Consider the following 18,779-nt stretch of genomic DNA (forward strand, 5'->3'; position numbering starts at 1 on the left):
TTCGCTGGCTCGGGGCTTAAATAAATTCGCCGCCTTCCCAGCCATCGGCCGTCAATATGCGGCGGTCACGTGGGCGCGGGCGTCAGCTCCCGCCACACTTGCGGAAGCGTCGCGGCGATGTCGTCGGCGATGAGGCCGGGACCGAAGATCGCCGCCGCCCGCGCATGCATCCACGCGCCGCAGGAGGCCGCCGTCAGAGGCTCCATGCCTTGCGCGAGGAGCCCAGCGATAATCCCGGTCAGCGTATCGCCGGAGCCGGCGGTCGCGAGCCATGGCGAGGCCTCGATGAGGATGGTCGCGCGGCCGTCGGGCGCGGCCACGACGGTATCCGGGCCTTTGTAGAGCACGATTGCGCCGCTCTCGCGCGCCGCCGCGCGCGCGCGCTCCAGTTTGGACACCGGCGCCTCGGCGGGCGGCTCCTCTTTGGCTCCGAACAATCTGGCGAATTCCCCCGCATGCGGCGTCAGGACCACGGGACCCGGCGCGGCGCCTATCAGTCCCCACAGGCTTTGCGGATCATGCTGGAAGCTGGTCAGGGCGTCGGCGTCGAGCACGCAGCTTCGCTTGTTCGTCGCCGGGGCCAGCGCGGCCTCCACCTGAGCCCGCGTCGCCGGGCCGACGCCGAGCCCCGGGCCGAGCGCCACGGCGTTGAGGCGAGGATCGGCGAGCAAAGCTGTGAGCCCCGCGGCCCCGTCTGCTTCCCGAATCATGACGCTGGTAAGGGCGCCGGCGTTTATCGCCATCGCCGCCGAAGGGCTTGCGAGAGTGACGAGTCCGGCTCCGGCGCGCAAAGCGGCCTGGGCCGCAAGCCGCGCGGCGCCGGTGTGGGAGGGCCCGCCCGACATCACCGCGGCGTGCCCGCGCACATATTTGTGGCCCTCGATCCGCGGAAGGGGAAGGCTGTCCAGCCAGTAGCCTGGCGCGTTGACGAAAGTGTTGGGGGCGATGTCCTTGAGCACGCGCGAGCGGATGCCGATATGGGCGCAGACGATCTGGCCGCAGTGAACGCGTCCGGGCAGCAGCAGATGCCCGCTCTTGAGACGGAAGAAGGTCACCGTCGCGTCCGCCTCGACGGCGACGCCCCGCACCGCGCCGGTCGAGCCGTCCACCCCGGAAGGCGTATCCACGGCGATCACGTTCTGACCGCTTTCGCGACGCCATTTGTTGAGTCGCTGGATCAGCTCCGCAGCCGGTCCCTGGATGTCGCGCGAGAGACCGGCTCCGAACAGCGCGTCTATAACGAGGTCGACGCCTTGAAAGGAAGCCGTTTCGGTGGGTTCCACCGGGCCGTCCCAGGCCGAGGCGGCCGCAAGGGCGTCGCCGTGGAGTTCATCCCGCGGCGTCAGCGAAGCGACCCGGACCTTTATGCGCGGACTTCGCAGCAGCCGAGCCGCCACATAGCCGTCGCCGCCGTTGTTGCCGGGGCCGCACAACACCAGCACCCGGCGCCCGCTGCTCTTTTGGAGAAACTGGTTGGCCGCGCGCGCCACGGCGTCCGCGGCTTTCTCCATCAAAGACATGCCGGAGACGCCTTCGGCGATGGTCAGGCTGTCGGCCCTGGCCATCTGGGCGGCGGTGAGGATTTCGACGGGGTAGGGCGTCTGGATCATGCGACGATGGTGGCAAATGGAACGGCGGGCGGCAATGGGAAACGCGGGCGATCCTTTGTCGCGCCCGCGCCGGCGACAGAATTTCGGACACATTACGGGACTTTCCGATCACCCCGAGAGTTTGGTAGCGTTTGGAGCGTTTCCAGCCGAAGTGGACGCCGGTTCGGCGTGGGAAACGCATATAAATAAAAGCTCAGGGTCTTTTCGTGTTTCCGGGAAACACGAAAAGACTCCAGCGCGCGCTGCCAACGGGCGGACAAGGGCGTTCCAGCCCGAAAGCGGCGCGGTCGAGGCTCGGACGCGGCGCAAAATCATCTGAGGAGAGGCGCTATGCTCTCGGTTATCCTGTTGGGCTATGGCGAGGGCGAAGCTCCGCCGAGGCGCGAGAGCATCGTGCGCAGCCTGGCTTCCCTTGTCGACGCGACCGTCCAGGGGCTGATCGCGGACGCCGTGCTCGCCGGGCCGCCCAACATCGGCCTCGAAAAAATCGCCGACGAAGCGGGCTGCGCGCTGGTCGAGCAGGAGTCTCCCGCAAGCGGGCTCGCCGCCGCTCTGGGAGCCGCGCGCCGTTGCGACGTCTTTCTTTTCGCCGCGGGTCATGCGGTCGAGCGCGGTTTCGTGGACGAAGCCCGCGATATTCTCGCCTTCGGGGGATTGGAGCGGGCGCGCGTCCTGAAGTCAGCGCCGGACAGTTTTTTGACCCGTCTCGCCCCCAATCTCGGGCGGCCGGTTGGGCTGCTCGCCCGCAAGGAGGAGATCCTGCGGGCGGGAGCGTCGGATTTCGGCGTATTGGCGCGGCGGCTGCGGGGCCGAGACCTCGATGTGCGCGCGCGCAAATGCTGGTGAGGCGGCGCGCCGGCCTCAGTTCTGGCCGAAAGTGTTGCAGCTGTCGATCTGCCCGGATTGCAGTCCGCGCTGGAGCCATTGCACCCGCTGCGCCGACGAGCCGTGGGTGAAGGAATCCGGCACCACCACGCCGCGAGAGGCGCGCTGCAACCGGTCGTCGCCGATCGCCTGGGCGGTGGCGACGGCCTTCTCGACGTCTCCCGGCTCCAGAAACTGCCGCTTGGCGTTGCCGTTGGCCGCCCAGACGCCGGCGAGGCAGTCCGCCATCAATTCTATCCGCACGGACAGGGCGTTGGCCTGAGCCCTCGAAGCGGCGCGCTGCTGGGCTTGGTGCACCTTGGGCAGAATGCCGAGCTGGTTCTGGATGTGATGTCCCATCTCATGCGAAATGACATAGGCGTAGGCGAAATCGCCGCCGCCGCCGAAGCGGTTCTTCATGTCGCGGAAGAAGGAGGTGTCGAGATAGATCTTGCGGTCGAGCGGGCAATAGAACGGACCCATCGCCGACTCCGCCGCGCCGCAGGCGGAATCGGTTTCTCCGTTGAACATCACGAGCTTGGGCGGGCGGAACTGAATGTTCTTTTGCGCCGGCAGCACCTGCGACCACACTTCTTCGTTCTCGCCGAGGATCTTGGCGACGAACTGCCCGAGCTGGTCGGAGGGAGCGCCCGTGGTCGTCTCCCGCGGCGGGTTGCTCTGGCGCGCGACCTGGCCGTTGTTGCGCATGTTGTTCAGCATCTCGGCGCCGCCGATCAGGACGGCGGGGTTGATGCCGGTCATGTAGCCGATGAGGCCGAGGATCACGATGGTTCCGAGGCCGAGATGACCCGCTCCGCCCATGCGCGGGCCGGCGCCGGCGTCGGCGTATTGATCGTCCCCGCGACGGTCCTCGATATTCTCCGAGGTCTGAAAATCTTCCCACTTCATCCCATCGCTCCCCACGCGGATCCGTTTCGCTAGATAGCAGCCGCGATGGCGAAAGAGTAGGGGCGGAATCCCGTTCCGCCCCAAATCGGATTTTAGTAAAGGCCGCCGCCGACCTTCTGGTCGATGTTCTGCGGAGCGTCGTTTCGGGCGCGGGAGCCGCCGCCTCCGCCGCCGAAGGAATCCGGCGGCGCGGTGCCGGGCTTGAAGGCTTCGAGTATCGCCCCCTGGCCCGAGGAACGCAGGCCGGAGTGGGGATCGACGGAGATCAGCTTGATGCCCGGCGGCACGCGGAAAGGCACGTCGGGCTTGTCCTTGAGCGCGACCGTCATGAAGTCGCGGAAGATCGGCGCGGCGTAGAGCGCGGCCTGGGCGTGGTCGCCCATGGAGCGAGGCCGGTCATAGCCGATGAAGACGCCGACGCAGAGATCCGGGGAATAGCCGATGAACCAGAGGTCCTTCGCCTCGTTGGTGGTGCCGGTCTTGCCCGCGAGATGCTTTCCGACGGACTTGATCGAGACGCCCGTGCCGCGCTGTATGACGCCTTCCATGATGGAGGTGATCTGATAGGCGGTGAGGGGGTCGATCACCTGCTCGCGCTTGTCGATCAGCTTGGGCTCGTTCTGGTTCTCCCATTTCGGGGCGTCGCAGCCGAGGCACTGGCGATCGTCGTGACGATAGATGGTGTGGCCCCAGCGATCCTGGACCCGGTCGATCAGCGTCTCCTGGATGCGCTTCCCGCCATTGGCCAGCATCGAATAGGCGGTCACCATGCGCATCAGCGTGGTCTCGCCGGCGCCGAGCGACATGGCGAGATAGGCCGGCATGTCGTCATAGATGCGGAACCGCTTGGCGAATTCGGCGATGATCGGCATGCCCACGTCCTTGGCGAGGCGAACCGTCATCATGTTCTTGGAGTGCTCGACGCCATAGCGCAGGGGATGCGCGCCGGTGCCGTGGCCGCCTTCGAAGTTTTCCGGGCTCCAGGTGGAGCCGTCGGCCTGGACGATGGAGATCGGCTCGTCCAGAATCTGCGAAGAAGGCGTATAGCCGCCGTCGAGGGCCGCCGCATAGACGAAGGGCTTGAAGGACGAGCCGGGCTGGCGCAGCGCCTGGGTGGCGCGATTGAATTCCGATTGGTCGAAGGAGAAGCCGCCGACCATCGAGAACACGCGGCCCGTATAGGGGTCCATCGCCACCATCGCGCCCGAGATTTCCGGAATTTGGCGCAAGCGGTATTGGCCCGGCCGCCCCGCCATGGGCTCGACATAGATGACGTCGCCCGGGGTGAGGATGCTGCGCACGGAACGGCCCGCCCAGCGGGCGCCCTCCGCGGGGAGAACGCCGGTCTCGCGCTCTCTTGCGACCTCACCCGATTTTTCGCGCGGGGGCTGCAGACCGATGCGGGCCTGTGCGTCGTTGACGTCCAGGACGACGGCGAGCCGCCAGGGTCTGACGTCGCCGAGTGCGGGAATCGCCGCGAGCGGGGTTCCCCAGTCCGAGTAGGTGTCGATGTGGTTCATGGCGCCGCGGAAGCCATGGGCCTCGTCGAAGCGAACCAGGCCGTCGGCGAGCGCCTTGCGGGTGAGGGCCTGCATCTTGGGATCGAGGGTGGTCCTCACCGAAAGGCCGCCCTCGTAGAGCTTTTTCTCGCCGTAGCGCTCGAGCAGCTCGCGCCTTACTTCTTCGGCGAAAAAGCCGGCGACATAAGTGTTCGGGGAAAGCACGCGGGGATTGACGCCCAGCGGCTCGGCCTTGGCCTTGGCGCCGTCCGCGGCGGAGACATATCCGTCGGCGACCAGGCGGTCGATCACGTAATTGCGCCGCTCGATGGCGCGGTCGTGATGGAGGAAGGGGTGGTAGTTGTTCGGCCCCTTGGGCAGCGCCGCGAGATAGGCGGCCTCCGCGATGGTCAGTTCGTTGACCGATTTGTTGAAATAGTTCAGCGCCGCCGCGCCGACGCCATAGTTGCCGAGGCCGAGGAAAATCTCGTTCAGGTAGAGCTCGAGAATCCGCTCCTTGGAGTAGGCGGCTTCGATTCGGAACGAGACCAGCGCCTCGCGGATCTTGCGCTCGATGTTGCGTTCGTTGCCGACGAGGAAGTTCTTGGCGACCTGCTGCGTGATGGTCGAAGCGCCCTGAACGTGCCGGCCGCCCTGCAGCAGCACGGTGACGGCGCGGCCGACGCCCTCGAGGTCGATGCCGTTATGGGTGTAGAAGTTCTTGTCTTCGGCCGAGATGAAAGCCTGCTTCACCAATGGCGGAATGGCCGAGCTCGGCAGGAACAGGCGCCGCTCATGCGAGTATTCTGCGAGGATCGAGCCGTCGCCCGCGTGCATCCTCGTCGTGACCGGAGGCTCGTAGTTGCGGAGCTGGGCCGTGTCCGGCAGGTCCTTCGAGAAGACATAGGCGAGACCTGCGACGGCGACCGCGCCGATCAGGAAGACGATAGTCCCCGTCGCGAACAGAAATCCCAGAAATCGGGCGAACAATCGCATCAATCATATCCCCATAGCGACCAAACCAGGGCCTCGAACCTCCAGCCCGCCGCGCTTCTTCCGACCTTTCCGGCTACGCCGACGGCGCCGGTCAGGCCATTGTTGTATTTGCGCTCGACCGGGCCGCAAGACAATGGGGCGGGCGGGCGCAAAGCAGAGCCAGGACGTCCACTGAATTTTCAAGCGCTTTTAGCATCTGCTGCGCTGTCGGTTCCAGTCTTCCGACACGGACCAAGACGCCGGAAGCGGAGCTCCGACGATGTGGGCCTGGAATTCAAGCGCGAACTTTATGTTCTTATTGTGGGCGCGGGGGCCCTTCGGACAATTGGGGCGTTGCGCGGGCGTCGCGGCTCCGCGCTGCGAAATAGGCCTCTATCGCCTCCGCCGTGGTTCCGGCGGCGTGTTCGCGCCACTGCGCGGAGGTGAGATTGGCGAGGTCTTTTTCGCTGGATAGATAGCCGAGCTCCAGCAGCACGGAAGGCACGTCATGCGCCTTGAGCACGACGAAGCCCGCGGACCGGCTTGGATTTTTGTTGAGACTCCCGGCGTCGCGCCATTTTCCGACCAGCTTTGCGGCGAAATCGCGGCTATGCGCGCGGGTTTCCCGGCGCGTGAGGTCGAACAATATGTCGCCGATTTCCTCCGCGGTCGCCTGCTGCTCGAGGCCGGCCGCCTGGTCGGCGAAGTTTTCCTTCTCGGCGATCCGGGCCGATTCGGCGTCGGAGGCGCGCGAGGCTACGGTGTAGACAGTGGCGCCCTGGACGCTGGCTTCGCCGAGCGTGTCGGCGTGAATCGATATGAACAGGGCGGCTCCGGCCTGCCGGGCGAAGCGCACTCTGTCGTCGAGGGCGACAAAGACGTCGTCGCTGCGCGTGAGCAGGGTCCGGAGGCGTCCCTGGGCCTCGATCTTGGCCTTCAACGCCCTGGCGAATTCGAGCACGATGTTTTTTTCGAGTTCGCCCCGCTTGCTGGCGGCGCCCACGTCGACCCCGCCATGGCCCGGATCGATCACCACGAGGGGCAGCGGCGACGGGTTGTCGTCCGCCTGCGGGCTCGCGGGCGGGACGCCCGGCCGGTGGTCGCTCGCCTGCGGCGCAGCGGCTGCGGCGCTGCGGGCGTGTTCGGCGGCGGCCTCTGAAAATCTGGCCGGTTCGGTCGGCGCGAGGTCGATCTCCAGCCGGGCGCCTTCGGAGCGGTTGACGGACTCGGCGCCAAGGACCTTTGCGGGGCGGGAGAGGTCGATCACGATGCGCGAACGGCCCGGCGCGAATTGTCCGAAACGATAGGATTTCACCACCGTCTCGCCCGACGGGGCGTCCTTGGGTCGGCCGATGGCCGGATCGATTCGGAACGCGACCTCCGGCAGATCGACGATGATTCGATCCGGCGCCGAAACCGCGAAAGTTTCCGCCCGGACCGGCCCCGTCAGCTCGAAAATAAGGCGTGTTCGGTCTTTTTTCTGCTCGAGACGCGCCGCGATCGCTTCGATTCGGGTGGAATCGGCGGCTTTCGCGTCATTTTCTCCCGCCCAGACCGGCTCAGCCGTCGGCGCGCCGGCTATCAAAGCGGCGACGAGCAACGCCCGAAAACCTCGGATGAAGGCGGGAAAACGCGATAGGCGGGCCATCGGGAACCCTTGAGATAAGGCGGAAATCGCTGGTCGCGAGAGGTAAACGATTCTGGAAGACCGTGGTTACGGGAGGGTTAACCCGCGGATGGCGCTTTCGCCACAAATTTATCTCAATCTTCGCAATTCGGCCTGTACTTTGTCGATATTCGCCCGGCGCTTGCGAGAATTTGAGGCAGACGCTATGTATGGGGCAGGGTTCTGAGAAGGGATGGCGCCTTCGCAATCAAGAGCGTTGCGGCCCGCCTTGGGTCGAGCGCCTTCCCCGGACCTGAAACTTCGGCCGCGCTTTGGCGTCGGCCGTCATGGTTGTGTGCCTAAAGAGGCGCCCGAAAGGTTTTTTGTGACGAGCTCATGGTCAGGCTTCATGGCTAGGTCCATGGCGGACGAATTTTTTGCAGTGCGATTCGTGAACCCAAAGGTCGCGGCCGCATTGCCCATGTTCTGCGCCGCTGCTCGTCCGGATCTCGTCCTGGCCGGCGATGAACGCGACGTTCGTCGTTCATGCTTCGCCAAGGCTGAGTATCTGTCGGTCGGCGGTTTCGCCGGCAAGCGTTCACGAAGTCACACAACTTCTCCCTCATCTCCAGACATACGCGTAGGCGCAGCGAGGCGAGGCCGATCAGCGGCCGCCGAACACTGCGGCGAAGTTGGGCGGTTGCCGCCGGCTTTGTCGCGCGCCGCGCGCGAAAGAGTCGCTCATGGCCAACAAAATGTTGATAGACGCCTCCCACCCGGAAGAAACCCGGGTGGTGGTGTTGCGCGGTAACAAAGTCCAGGAATTCGATTTCGAGGCCGCAGACAAGAAACCGTTACGAGGCAATATATACCTCGCCAAAGTGACGCGCGTGGAGCCTTCGCTCCAGGCGGCGTTCGTCGATTACGGCGGCAACCGTCACGGTTTTCTGGCCTTCGCCGAAATACATCCCGACTATTACCAGATCCCCGTCGCCGACCGGATCGCCCTGCTCGAAGAAGAGAGCAGAGCCCATCGCCAGGCGGAGGAGGAAGAACCCCGGCCTCAGCCCCAGGGTCGCCTTCGCCGCTCGCGCCGCCGGCATTCGGAGAGCGCCGAGAAGCGTTCCGCCCGCGAAGACGGCGTGATGGTCGGCTCCGCCCCCGACGCGGAGAATTTCGACCGGTTCGAGCTGCAGGCCGGAGCCGAACCCGAATCGAGCGACGCTCCCGAGGCGATCGCCGAACTGCTTCCGCTCGAGACCGCCGGGGAGGGTTTCGAAGGGTTCGCAAGCGGGGACGCGATCGAGTCCGACGCCGTGAGCATCGAAGCTCCGACGGCGGGCGAGCCTGCGTTTGCCGCAAGCCCTTCTCCCGAAACGGCGGAGGCAGAGGCTCCGGGCGAGAGCGAAGTCGAGTCTGATCAGGACGAAGGCGAACAGATTCCCGGCGCCGAGCCGCTGATCTCGATCGATCCGTCGGGTTTTGGCACCGTCGAGGTGAGCTCCTCCGAGGAGATCGAATTCGCCGCGGTCGAACATGATCACGAAATCAAGGCGCGTCGCCAGGACGAACGCGACGAAGAGCTGGAGCGGAGCCGCGAGGAAAGCCGCGAGCGTCCCTCTCACGACGACGAGCATCACGACGACCACGATCACGACCACGACGACGAAGCCGATCATGTCGAGCACATCGGCGGCGACGCGATGGAGGAGTTGCCGTTCCGGACTCCCCGCACCCGCAAGCAATATAAAATCCAGGAAGTGATCAAGCGTCGCCAGGTTCTTCTGGTCCAGGTCGTGAAGGAGGAGCGCGGCAACAAGGGCGCGGCGCTCACCACCTATCTTTCGCTGGCCGGGCGTTTCTCGGTTCTGATGCCCAATACGGCGCGCGGCGGCGGCATCTCCCGCAAGATCACGGACGGCGCCGACCGCAAGCGGCTCAAAGAGATCGTTCAGGAACTCGAGGTGCCCGAAGGAATGGGCGTCATCCTGCGCACCGCGGGAGCGACGCGCACCAAGGCCGAGGTCAAGCGCGATTTCGAATATCTGCTGCGCATGTGGGAGAACGTGCGCGAATTGACCCTGCGGTCGACTGCGCCGACCCTCGTTTACGAGGAAGGCTCGCTGATCAAGCGCGCGATTCGCGACCTCTATGGCCGCGACGTGGACGAAGTGATCGTCTCCGGCGAGGAGTCCTATCGCGAAGCGCGCGATTTCATGCGCATGCTGATGCCGAGCCACGCCAAGAACGTGAAGCTGCATCGCGAGTCGGCTCCGATCTTCGCGGAATCGGGCGTCGAGGCCCAGCTCGACGCGATGTTCTCGAATCAGGTGACGCTGAAATCCGGCGGCTATCTGGTCATCAATCAGACCGAGGCGCTGGTCGCCATCGACGTGAACTCCGGCCGTTCGACGCGCGAGCACAATATCGAGGACACTGCGCTCCGCACCAACCTCGAAGCCGCCGACGAGATCGCCCGTCAGCTGCGACTGCGGGACCTCGCCGGGCTCATCGTGGTCGATTTCATCGACATGGAGGAGAGCCGCAACAACCGGTCCGTCGAGCGCCGCATCAAGGATGCGCTGAAGAACGACCGCGCCCGAATCCAGGTCGGCAGGATATCGCACTTCGGCCTGCTGGAGATGTCGCGCCAGCGCATCCGGGCCGGCGTCGTCGAAGGCTCGACGGTGCCCTGTCCGCATTGCTCGGGCTCGGGCGCCGTACGGTCGACGGCCTCTATCGCGCTGCATGTTCTGCGCGTGCTCGAAGAGGCTCTGGTGCGCAGCTCCGCGCACAACATCACCCTGCGCACCCGCGCCGCGGTCGCGCTCTATATCCTCAACCAGAAGCGCAACCATCTGCAGGATCTGGAGCAGCGTTTCGGGGTGCATATCACCGTCGGCGCCGACGATACGCTGACCGGCTCCACCTATCACGCGCTGGAGCGGGGCGAGCTGGCGTCCGGCGTCCGCACGCCTCCGCCGCAGCACTTGCGGCTCGATTCCATCAGCCCCGAGGTGCTCGAAGAAGAAGCCATCGAGGAAGAGCGCCCGATCGTCGAGGCCGAAGAGGCGGCCGGCCCCGTTCAGGAAAAGGTGCGCGAGAGCGGTCGCGGCGCCGGGCGGTTCCCGCGTCAGGTCGCGCGGCAAGAAGGCGGCGAGGTCGAGGAAACCGGCGCAGAGCCTCCCGTCGAGGGCGAGGAGGAAGGCGAAGGCTTCCAGAGGTCGCGCCGGCGGCGGCGGCGGCGCGGAAGAGGCGGCGGAAACGGCGCCATCAACGAGTTGGCCCAGCCGGGCGCGGAGCAGCCTTCGGATGACGCGCTCGCCTTCATGGCGAACATCGAAGGGACGCCGGCGCCCGAAGAGGGCCGCCGCGCCGAACCTCGCGTCAGGCGCGGACCTGGACGCTGGATGCGTTCGACCCCGCTCGCGCCCGAGTTCAAGGAGCCCGCGACCTTCCCGGTCGACGAGGGAGAGCAATTGAGCGAGAATTTCGTCTCGCCGACCGAAGCCCATATGCCGCCATTCGCCGAGGCCGCCTCGGAGGCGCCTGCGTTGCCGCCCGCGAGTGAAACGCCGGCTGTCGAGGCCCCTGTTTCGGCGCAGGCGGAACCGACCGCGCCGGAGTCCGTTGCGCCGGTTGAGACGCCGCCGGTTCCCGCCGTCGCCGCTGAGGCGCCTGCCGCCGCAGAGACTGTCGAAGCCGCTCCGGAGGCGCCTGCGACCGTCGTGGAGGAGGTTACGCCCCGGCCCTCGACCGAAGTGGTGATCACCAAAGCCGATCCGGGTCAGCCCAAGAAAGGCGGCTGGTGGCAGCGCGCCAAGGCCTCGCTGGGCGGCGGCGATTGACGAGAGTTTGAGCGCATCCCGCAAGAGCCTGTGGGATGCGCTCTCGCGGAAGGCGGAACATGCTCCATCAACAAGATCTGGAGCGCGTTCGGTTCAGGCGCCTCATACGGCTTCCGGCTGATCTGCTCGGGAGCCGCACATCGAGAAAACCAATCCCCTCGCCCCGAGGAGCCCGTGCAGCGGGCGTCGCGTCTCCTGGAACATCCTTCGAGGCTTTTTGGGTTTCCGCAAAAAGCGCCTCGGGATGAGGCGTCGGGTGGGCTTCAGGACGTAGGGATCAACCGGAAATCGTATCAGCCCGACCGGGCGAGCCAATCCGCCAGCCGTTCGAGGCCCAGCGCCACTTCTTCGGCCGGGCCTGCGTAAGAGATGCGTAGCGTCGCGGCGCCGCGGGCGCGGTCGAAATCGACGCCCGGCGTCAGCGCCACGCCCGCCTCCTGCAATATGTCGTCGCAGAGTTTCTTGGAATCCTGCGTCAGATGGGAGACGTCGGCATAGACATAGAAAGCCGCGTCCGGTGGCGCGAAACGCGTGACGCCCATTTGCGGTAGACGACGCAGCAGCAATTCGCGGCTTTTGGCGTATCCCGACTTGATCGCCTCCAGCTCTTCCGTCGCGTCGAAGGCCGCCAGGGCGGCTTTTTGCGACAGGGTGGGGGCGCAGATCGCCAGCGATTGCTGGAGTCGCTCCAGAGACCGCGTCATGCCGGGCGGGGCGACGATCCAGCCGAGCCGCCAGCCGGTCATGGCGTAATATTTCGAGAATGAATTCACCACGATCGCGTTTTGCGCGTAGCGCAACGCGGTCTCCGCCCGCCCGACATACTCCAGCCGATGGTAGATCTCGTCGCTGATCAGCACTATGCCCGCGCTGTCGCAGAATCGGCAGATTTTCTCCAGCTCCGGGGGCGGGATCATCGCCCCGGTCGGATTTGCCGGACTCATCAAAAGCAGGCCTTCGAAGCGTTCACGCCGATGCGCGGCCTCGATGATTTCGGCGGTAGGCGAAAAGCCGGTTTCCGCCCCGACGAAAATGGGCGCGCAGGAAAGGCCGAGCGCGTCCAGAATATTGGCGTAAGCGGGATAGCCGGGCTGGACCACGCCGATCCTGGCGCCCGCGTCGAAGCCGCAGATGAAGGCCAGAAGAAAGGCTCCCGACGAACCGGTGGTGACGATGATCCGGTCCGCCGGCAGATCGACGCCATAATGCTCGGCATAATGTCTCGCGATGCGCGAGCGCAGGGTGAAGTCGCCGAGAGCCTCTCCATAGCCGATATTGCCGCTGCGGAGCGCTTCCTCGGCCGCTTTTCGCACGAGAACGGGCGCCGGCGCGCCCGGTTCACCCAGTTCCATATGAACGATGCGGCGCCCGGCTTGCTCGAGCCGCCTTGCCTCGCGCAGGACGTCCATCGCCATGAAGGGGGCGATCGCCGCGCGGTTGGAAGCTTTCAGTTCTTTCATGGGCCGCCTTATAACCCAACAGGGCGGCGGCCCAATGTTTTAGAGTGCTCTTTACGCGCCGGCGCCGCCTTTTCTCGTCCGCATGAAGGACTCGAATTCCTCGCGGTCGCGCGCGCGGCGCAATTGCTCGATATGGTCGGCGAACTCGCGTTCGGCTTCGGCGAGCTTGCGGCGTTCCTCTTCGAGGCGAGAAAGTTCGCTCTCACGCCATTCGTCGAAGGCGGAGTTGCCGCTGGACCGCCAGCCGGAAAAGCCGCTCCTGGCCTTGCAAGGGCGCAGGCTCTCCTCGAACCGGCCCGCTTTTTCCTGGACGAAGGCGAAAAGGTCGCGTTCCGCCCCGGATTGGCGCTGCCAGATCTTCGCAAGGAGTATCGCCAGTCCCAGGGGCCAGAATATCATGAAGCCCAGGACCATCGCGGCGATCTCTCCGAGCTTCCAGTTCATGCGCCCGCAGCTCTGCGCGCTCCAGGCGGAACCCTCGCCTTGCGAAGACCACGCGCGGGAATTTCTATAGCAGCCCATAATCGGCTCCGAAGTTGACCGGCCGGACGCCTTTGCGCCGGCGCGGCCATAGATTTAGGAGGCCCATAGGCTGACGCAAGGGAGGCCGTCGCGAATGCTCCAGGCCCTTGCGAGAGAACAGAGGCCGCGCGCGTCAGGTCGGCTGCGCGGCGTCGTTTCCGGCGGTAAGTCGCTCGACCTCCTGGCGAAGCGCTGCAACCTCGGCCGTCGCACTCGTCCGTTCGTCCGACAGCGCCGCAATATGTTGATTGCGTATCTCGATGTCGTGATCGCGCCTGGGGATTTCCTCGTTTTGAAGCTGGTCGGCGCGCTGGCGCTGCGCTCCGGCCTCCGCGACCCAATTGTCGCGGTCCTGCGTCAGCGCGGCGATGTGCTGGTCGCGCACGCCGATCTCATGGTTTCGCCCGGCGATTTCGTGGTGAAGCCTGGCGATTTCCTGGTCGCGCCGCCCGATCTCGTCCTGCAGACGTCCCTGATCCCGCAGGGCGTTGTCCCTTTCGGCCTGCAAGTGGTCTCCTCGACCGCGCTGCGCCCCGGCCTCGGCGACCCAATTGTCGCGGTCTTGCGTCAGGGCGGCGATGTGCTGGTCGCGCACCGAGATTTCCTGCGCCAGTCTTGCGATTTCTTCGTCGCGCCGCCGCCACTCGTTCATGGCGTTGTCACGTTCGGCGCGGGCAATATCGGCGGAGTGACGTTCGCGAGCCTGGCTGTCTTCGAAATCGACCAGGGTTCTTCCGAAAATTCGTTCGGCCATATCGAATTTGACCGCGATTTCGTCCAGCGCTGCGCGCGCCACGATCGAGCTCGAGTCCTCGGCCAGCGTCAGCAGCGCTTCATAGGCGTTCAGCACCCATTCATTCACATCGGGGTGAGATATCAATTCGTCGAGGGAGGCAGAATTATGCCTCAGGCCCGGCGACAGGAAAGCGTCGATGTCGGCGGCCGAAATATCGGAGAGTCGAGGCCATTCGATCCCGAGCTTCTCTCCCACCCGTTTCAGCGTGAGGGGCCAGTCGGAAAGAAATTCCGACCATCCGACATATGCGGTTGGATAGGCGCGACTCGCGGCGTGGGCGTCGACCATATGGCGCAGCCAGAGCAGCAGGCCTTTGGAGATAGGAAATCCATTTCTCAGCCATAGCGATCTCGCGACTTCCAGGGGCGAGCGAACCGGAATGATCACGCGAAGGTCGTATTCCGCCTTGTCCATCACGCTGGACCAGAAAGGCGTCATCATCCGGCAAAAGCGCGGATCTTTCATCACGATGAGCGGAGCCGAGCCGAACTCTTCCTCGAGCACGGCGATCGCTTTATCCTCGAAACCGCCCGCCACCGGGCTCAACCGCCAGCGAGGATTGAAGCGTCTCCAATCGTCCCAGCGCGTTCCTGCGGAAGCTAGAATCTCGTCGTTCAGGTCGGCGATCGACTGGGATTCGAAAAAGCCGCGCTCGTTGTCGGCCGCATTCGGCAACAGATTGTTGGGCGCTTTCGCCCCCAGCTTGGCGACGGCGCCCGCGATCGAGGACGTGCCGCTGCGGTGCATGCCCAGCACCAGGACGGCTGTTTTTCTCGCCACCCGAGGATCGTTGGGGACGGCCGCCGCCTCAATGGAAGCATCGATGGCCACGGGATCGGAGCTCCTGCGTTCGTCGATATCGAACCGGGCCAAATTCTCGCTGCTGTGGTTCATGCGTTTTTCCCGCTTTGGCCTGTTACGCAGCGAAGCCGGAATCTTCGCGGAGGCGGCGAAGAGACTGTCTTTACTACTGAGCCGTAGGTACGCTCGGCCGAATTCAAGTCGCGCGGCGAAGCCGTGCACGCATTTCTAAATCTAAACAAAGGCGACAGAATGTAAACCGGCCGCCCGCCCGTCGCCATGTGGATAACAGAGTGAACTCCGACCTTTCAAACGATTCAGTCGATCGGGAAGAGCGTCGACTTTGCGCCTGCGCCGCTCCTGGGAGGGCGTGGAGTTTGCCTTCGCCGCAGGGGCCGTTATCCTCCGAAAACCGAGGTAAGAAGGGAGCTTGCGATAGGCATGGCGGATATCGTCATTTTTGGAGCCAGCATGAGCGCGGAGGTCGTAAAGGCCTATATCGACGCGCACAGCGGGCATCGCGTCGTCGGATTTACGGTCGACCGCGCTTATGCCTCCAGCCCTCATTTTCTCGGATTGCCCTTGGTTCCATGGGACCGCCTGGAGGAAAGCTTTCCTCCGCATCGCGTCGAGCTGATGGGGCCGATCAGCTACAGATTGATGAACGAGCTTCGCCGCGACCGCTTTCATGAAGGCAAAGCCAGAAACTACCGCTTCGCTTCCTTCATCCATCCCGCTTGTCTGCGTTACGACGACCCCATCGGCGAGAACTGCTTTATCGGCCCCCATAATGTGATCGAACCCAGGGCGCAGATCGGCGACAACGTCATCATCTGGGGCGGCAGCTACGTCGCTCATCATTGCGTCATCGGCAGCCACACTTTTATTTCGGGGGAAGTTGGAATTTCCGGCGGGACGACGATCGGCGAACGCTGCTTCCTGGGCGGCGGCGCGGTGGTGGGAGAAGGGCTGACCGTCGGCGACGCCTGCCTTCTGTCGATGGGCGTCGTCGTCACCAGGAATATTCCGGCCAATTCGGTCGTGCGGCGCAGCAGCGAGGACCGACTCGCGCGTTTTCCAAGTTCGCGCGTGAAACATTTGCTTTGACCGTCGGGCGTCGTCGTCGCGAAGCCGGCGTCACGCTGTTCCCGGAAAGTGCGAAGCCCAAAACCCAGCACAAAGAAAAAGGCGCCGGCGGGTAATATCCCTCCGGCGCCTGTCTGGTTTTTAGAGCGGCGTTTCACGGGAACTCAGGCTCTCGTGAAAAGAACGCGCTTCAACTCTTCGTCTCTTCCGTTCCGCTCGGGATTCGAGCGGAAGGCGGCTCAGAAGTGACCGGCGTGGCTGCCTCTCGGCGAACCCCAACCCGTGCACCAGTCCCAGGCAATATTGGTGTTGTATTCGATGAACTGGGGATCGTAGCCGTTGCCGAAGCCGCCGGCCGCGCCCGCAGGACCGCAGAGACCGTTGTTGATGTCGGTGGTGTAGGTGCCGACCAGCTTGCCCTGCGAGGCCAGATTGTAAATGTTGTTCAAGCCGTTGAAGCTCGAACCCCAGAAGAAGCTGGCGCGATTGATGACCGCCGTCACGAGCGGAGCCGCGACGCTGGTGCCGCCAAGGCCGATCCAGCCGCCCGCGGAATAGCTGTTGTAGACCCATACGCCGCTCAGCGGGTCCGCGACCATGGCGAGATCGGGGGTGCCGCGCTTGCTGCCCACAATGCCGGCGATGCCGGACTGGTAGCTCGGAATGGCTTCGTAAGCGCTCGGTCCGCCGCCGGTGCCCCAGCCATAGGCCCAGTCGTTCCAGGTGGACTGGCTCTGGTAGGCGCCGGTGGTCTGGTCGCGGCTGATCGTGGTGCCGCCGACGCCGAAGACGTTGGGCGAAGCCGCGGGATATTCGACGCCAGCCGTATCGCCGGCAGAGGCGAAATAGGCGACGCCGGCTCCGGTGAAATAAGAATCAAGCGCGGTTTCGCCGGACCATTCGGCGCTGCCCCAGCTGTTGGAGACTTCACCGCCGCCAGCCGACTGAACGCAGGCCGTCGCGATCGACTCGGCGTTCATCATGTCGGTGTAGGAAGAGGAAGCCGCCTCGACGAGATAGAGCTTGGCGCCCGGCGCGATCGCATGCGCCATCTCGATATCCAGGGCTGCTTCGACGTCCCATCCGCTCGTCGACGCCGTGGGGGCGGTTCCGGTCCGCGCGGCGGGGCAGGTCGAGGCGGCGCCGGTGCCGTAAATGACCTGGAAGTTCGCGGGCGCCAGACCGAACTGGGAGATGAAGGTGTTCAGGTCCGATTCGGCGGTCGGATAGTCGAACGCGTCGACGATCGCGATAGCTTTGGAGCCGCCGCTCGTGACCGTCGTCACCGAGTTGGGATTGCAGCCGCTCGACTGGGCGACGAAGCCGTAAACGCACGCCAGCGACGCAGGCGTTTCATAGAGATATCCCGGCAGGGGCGGGCCGGCCTGGGGACGCACGCCGGCCGGGGCGGGTTTTTCCCAGTTGACGATCTTGATGTTGGTGTGAGCGAAGCCGGGCTTCGCCTGACCCGAGGCGGGGGTCAGAATCGCCGGGAGATTGGCGCGCGGCTTCGTGATCACCGCCCCCGGCTGGACCGCCAGATTCTGAGCTGCGAAGACGGCTCCAGGGCTGACCGTCAGGAAAAGCGCGGCCAGCAAAGGCTGTGCGAGGAGTTTATGCGTAGTTTGCTTTGACATGGTCTCTCCTGAAACCGAACGGAAGGGCGTTGTTTCAAAACAGGCAAAATCGTTTAGCCCAAACCTATCGCCCAATAAGTTTGGCGGCGCGACATAACAATGCTAATGCGGCAATCAAATGAAAACCCCGTAAAAAGTCAACTCCAAAACTCTTTTTGGTCCCGGTCGGACATGGCGGCGATGGAAAACGTCGCCTCTCTTTGCTAGTATTTTCCCGGCCGGGGCGGAGTATGTCTGTCCGTCGAACTTGGTTTGTCAAAACCATATTCACGAGCTTTTCGTCGCTGTTTCAAGCTCTAACGCCTCACCGTCATACGGAGCCTCCTCATCCACATGCGCATGGCGGACTTCATTTGCGCTGGAGCCCAGAAATCCGGCACGACCTGGCTCTATGCCCAGATCAATCGGCATCCGCAGGTCTTCATGCAGGACAAGGAGCTGAATTATTTCTATCGGGACCTGCCGCTGTCCTGGTACCGCGAACAATTCGCCGCCGCCGCCGACGGGCAGCTCTGCGGCGACATTTCTCCAAATTACGCCGCTTTCGAAGGGCTCGCCGGCGCGATTCATGCTCTGTGTCCGCAGGCGCTCCTGCTTCATCTGCTGAGGAACCCGGTCGATCGCGCCTTCTCCCAGTGGAAAATGGCGCGCTATCTCGGCAACATCCCGCGCGACGCCCCGTTTATCGAGGCCTTTCGCCAGAACATGCAGTTCATGAAGCGGCGCGGAGAATATGCCGTCATTCTGGAGGAATATTCCCGCTATTATCCGCTCGGAGACCGGCTCGGCGTCTTCTGGTACGACGACATAAGCCGGCGTCCGGCCGAACTCTTCGGGGATATCTGCTCGTTCCTCGGGATCGACAGCAATTGGAGGCCGCAGGAGCTGAACGCGGTTGTCGCGCCGAGCCCTGAAAAGGGAACGATCGATGCGGGGGACGCGGAAGAAGTCGCGGCTTATTATCAGCCTTTCGACGCACGGCTCTGCGCTCTGCTCGGATTGTCTTCGCTGCCCTGGTCTCGATAATCGCCGTAGCTCGACGTGAATCCGCGCTCGGAGAAATCGGACCTTAGAATTGAGCCGGCGCGTTCTTGCCGCGCTTCTATGGTTACCCGGGAGCGGAAAGCGCGACAGCCCCGGTTTCGAGGCTTCAACTTCGACGGCCC

The 18,779-nt window shown here is 64.4% G+C and carries 12 protein-coding genes; 4 read left to right on the forward strand and 8 right to left on the reverse strand.

All coding sequences use genetic code 11. The features are described from left to right. Positions 1-65: 65 nt before the first annotated feature. Entirely contained in the window at positions 66-1,610 is a 1,545-nt protein-coding gene (locus H2LOC_RS02745; RefSeq protein ID WP_136494987.1) for an NAD(P)H-hydrate dehydratase, read from the reverse strand. A gap of 330 nt (positions 1,611-1,940) precedes the next feature. Here H2LOC_RS02745 and H2LOC_RS02750 point away from each other — a divergent pair, with 330 nt between their 5' ends. Continuing rightward, a complete protein-coding gene (locus tag H2LOC_RS02750) occupies positions 1,941-2,456 on the forward strand; it encodes a transposase (protein ID WP_136494988.1) in 516 nt (171 codons plus the stop codon). A 15-nt stretch (positions 2,457-2,471) separates the two neighbouring features. Here the strand turns inward: H2LOC_RS02750 and ypfJ are convergent, their stop codons facing one another. The 3 genes from ypfJ to H2LOC_RS02765 form a co-directional block, all read right to left on the reverse strand. Then, positions 2,472-3,383, reverse strand: a complete 912-nt coding sequence (gene ypfJ / locus H2LOC_RS02755; protein ID WP_136494989.1) for a KPN_02809 family neutral zinc metallopeptidase — start codon at positions 3,381-3,383, stop codon at positions 2,472-2,474. Positions 3,384-3,475: 92 nt separating this feature from the next. Then, the gene (locus H2LOC_RS02760) at positions 3,476-5,878 is read right to left on the reverse strand and encodes a penicillin-binding protein 1A (RefSeq protein WP_136494990.1); all 2,403 of its coding nucleotides are present in this window, start codon (positions 5,876-5,878) and stop codon (positions 3,476-3,478) included. A gap of 295 nt (positions 5,879-6,173) precedes the next feature. Continuing rightward, positions 6,174-7,505, reverse strand: coding sequence for an N-acetylmuramoyl-L-alanine amidase (locus tag H2LOC_RS02765; RefSeq protein ID WP_136494991.1), 1,332 nt, complete (start codon positions 7,503-7,505; stop codon positions 6,174-6,176). Positions 7,506-8,206: 701 nt separating this feature from the next. Here H2LOC_RS02765 and H2LOC_RS02770 point away from each other — a divergent pair. Then, positions 8,207-11,311 (forward strand): Rne/Rng family ribonuclease, encoded by a 3,105-nt coding sequence (locus H2LOC_RS02770; RefSeq protein WP_136494992.1) that lies wholly within the window; start codon positions 8,207-8,209, stop codon positions 11,309-11,311. A gap of 293 nt (positions 11,312-11,604) precedes the next feature. Here the strand turns inward: H2LOC_RS02770 and H2LOC_RS02775 are convergent, their stop codons facing one another. From H2LOC_RS02775 to H2LOC_RS02785, 3 genes are all read right to left on the reverse strand, one after another. Then, the gene (locus tag H2LOC_RS02775) at positions 11,605-12,771 is read right to left on the reverse strand and encodes a pyridoxal phosphate-dependent aminotransferase (protein WP_202620517.1); all 1,167 of its coding nucleotides are present in this window, start codon (positions 12,769-12,771) and stop codon (positions 11,605-11,607) included. A gap of 51 nt (positions 12,772-12,822) precedes the next feature. Further along, positions 12,823-13,293 (reverse strand): DUF2852 domain-containing protein, encoded by a 471-nt coding sequence (locus H2LOC_RS02780; RefSeq protein ID WP_246206957.1) that lies wholly within the window; start codon positions 13,291-13,293, stop codon positions 12,823-12,825. Positions 13,294-13,426: 133 nt separating this feature from the next. Then, a complete protein-coding gene (locus H2LOC_RS02785; protein ID WP_154331553.1) occupies positions 13,427-15,112 on the reverse strand; it encodes a hypothetical protein in 1,686 nt (561 codons plus the stop codon). Between the two features lie 219 nt (positions 15,113-15,331). Between H2LOC_RS02785 and H2LOC_RS02790 the strand changes: the two genes are divergently transcribed. Next, positions 15,332-15,997 carry an acetyltransferase gene (locus H2LOC_RS02790; protein WP_136494994.1) on the forward strand — a complete coding sequence of 222 codons (666 nt, stop codon included), beginning with the start codon at positions 15,332-15,334 and terminating at the stop codon, positions 15,995-15,997. Positions 15,998-16,215: 218 nt separating this feature from the next. Here H2LOC_RS02790 and H2LOC_RS02795 read toward each other — a convergent pair whose 3' ends face one another. Further along, entirely contained in the window at positions 16,216-17,613 is a 1,398-nt protein-coding gene (locus H2LOC_RS02795; RefSeq protein ID WP_136494995.1) for a S53 family peptidase, read from the reverse strand. 333 nt (positions 17,614-17,946) lie between these two features. Here H2LOC_RS02795 and H2LOC_RS02800 point away from each other — a divergent pair, with 333 nt between their 5' ends. After that, the gene (locus H2LOC_RS02800) at positions 17,947-18,639 is read left to right on the forward strand and encodes a sulfotransferase family protein (RefSeq protein ID WP_136494996.1); all 693 of its coding nucleotides are present in this window, start codon (positions 17,947-17,949) and stop codon (positions 18,637-18,639) included. Positions 18,640-18,779 lie beyond the last annotated feature (140 nt).

Source organism: Methylocystis heyeri (genome assembly GCF_004802635.2).
GTDB classification, from domain to species: Bacteria; Pseudomonadota; Alphaproteobacteria; order Rhizobiales; family Beijerinckiaceae; genus Methylocystis; species Methylocystis heyeri.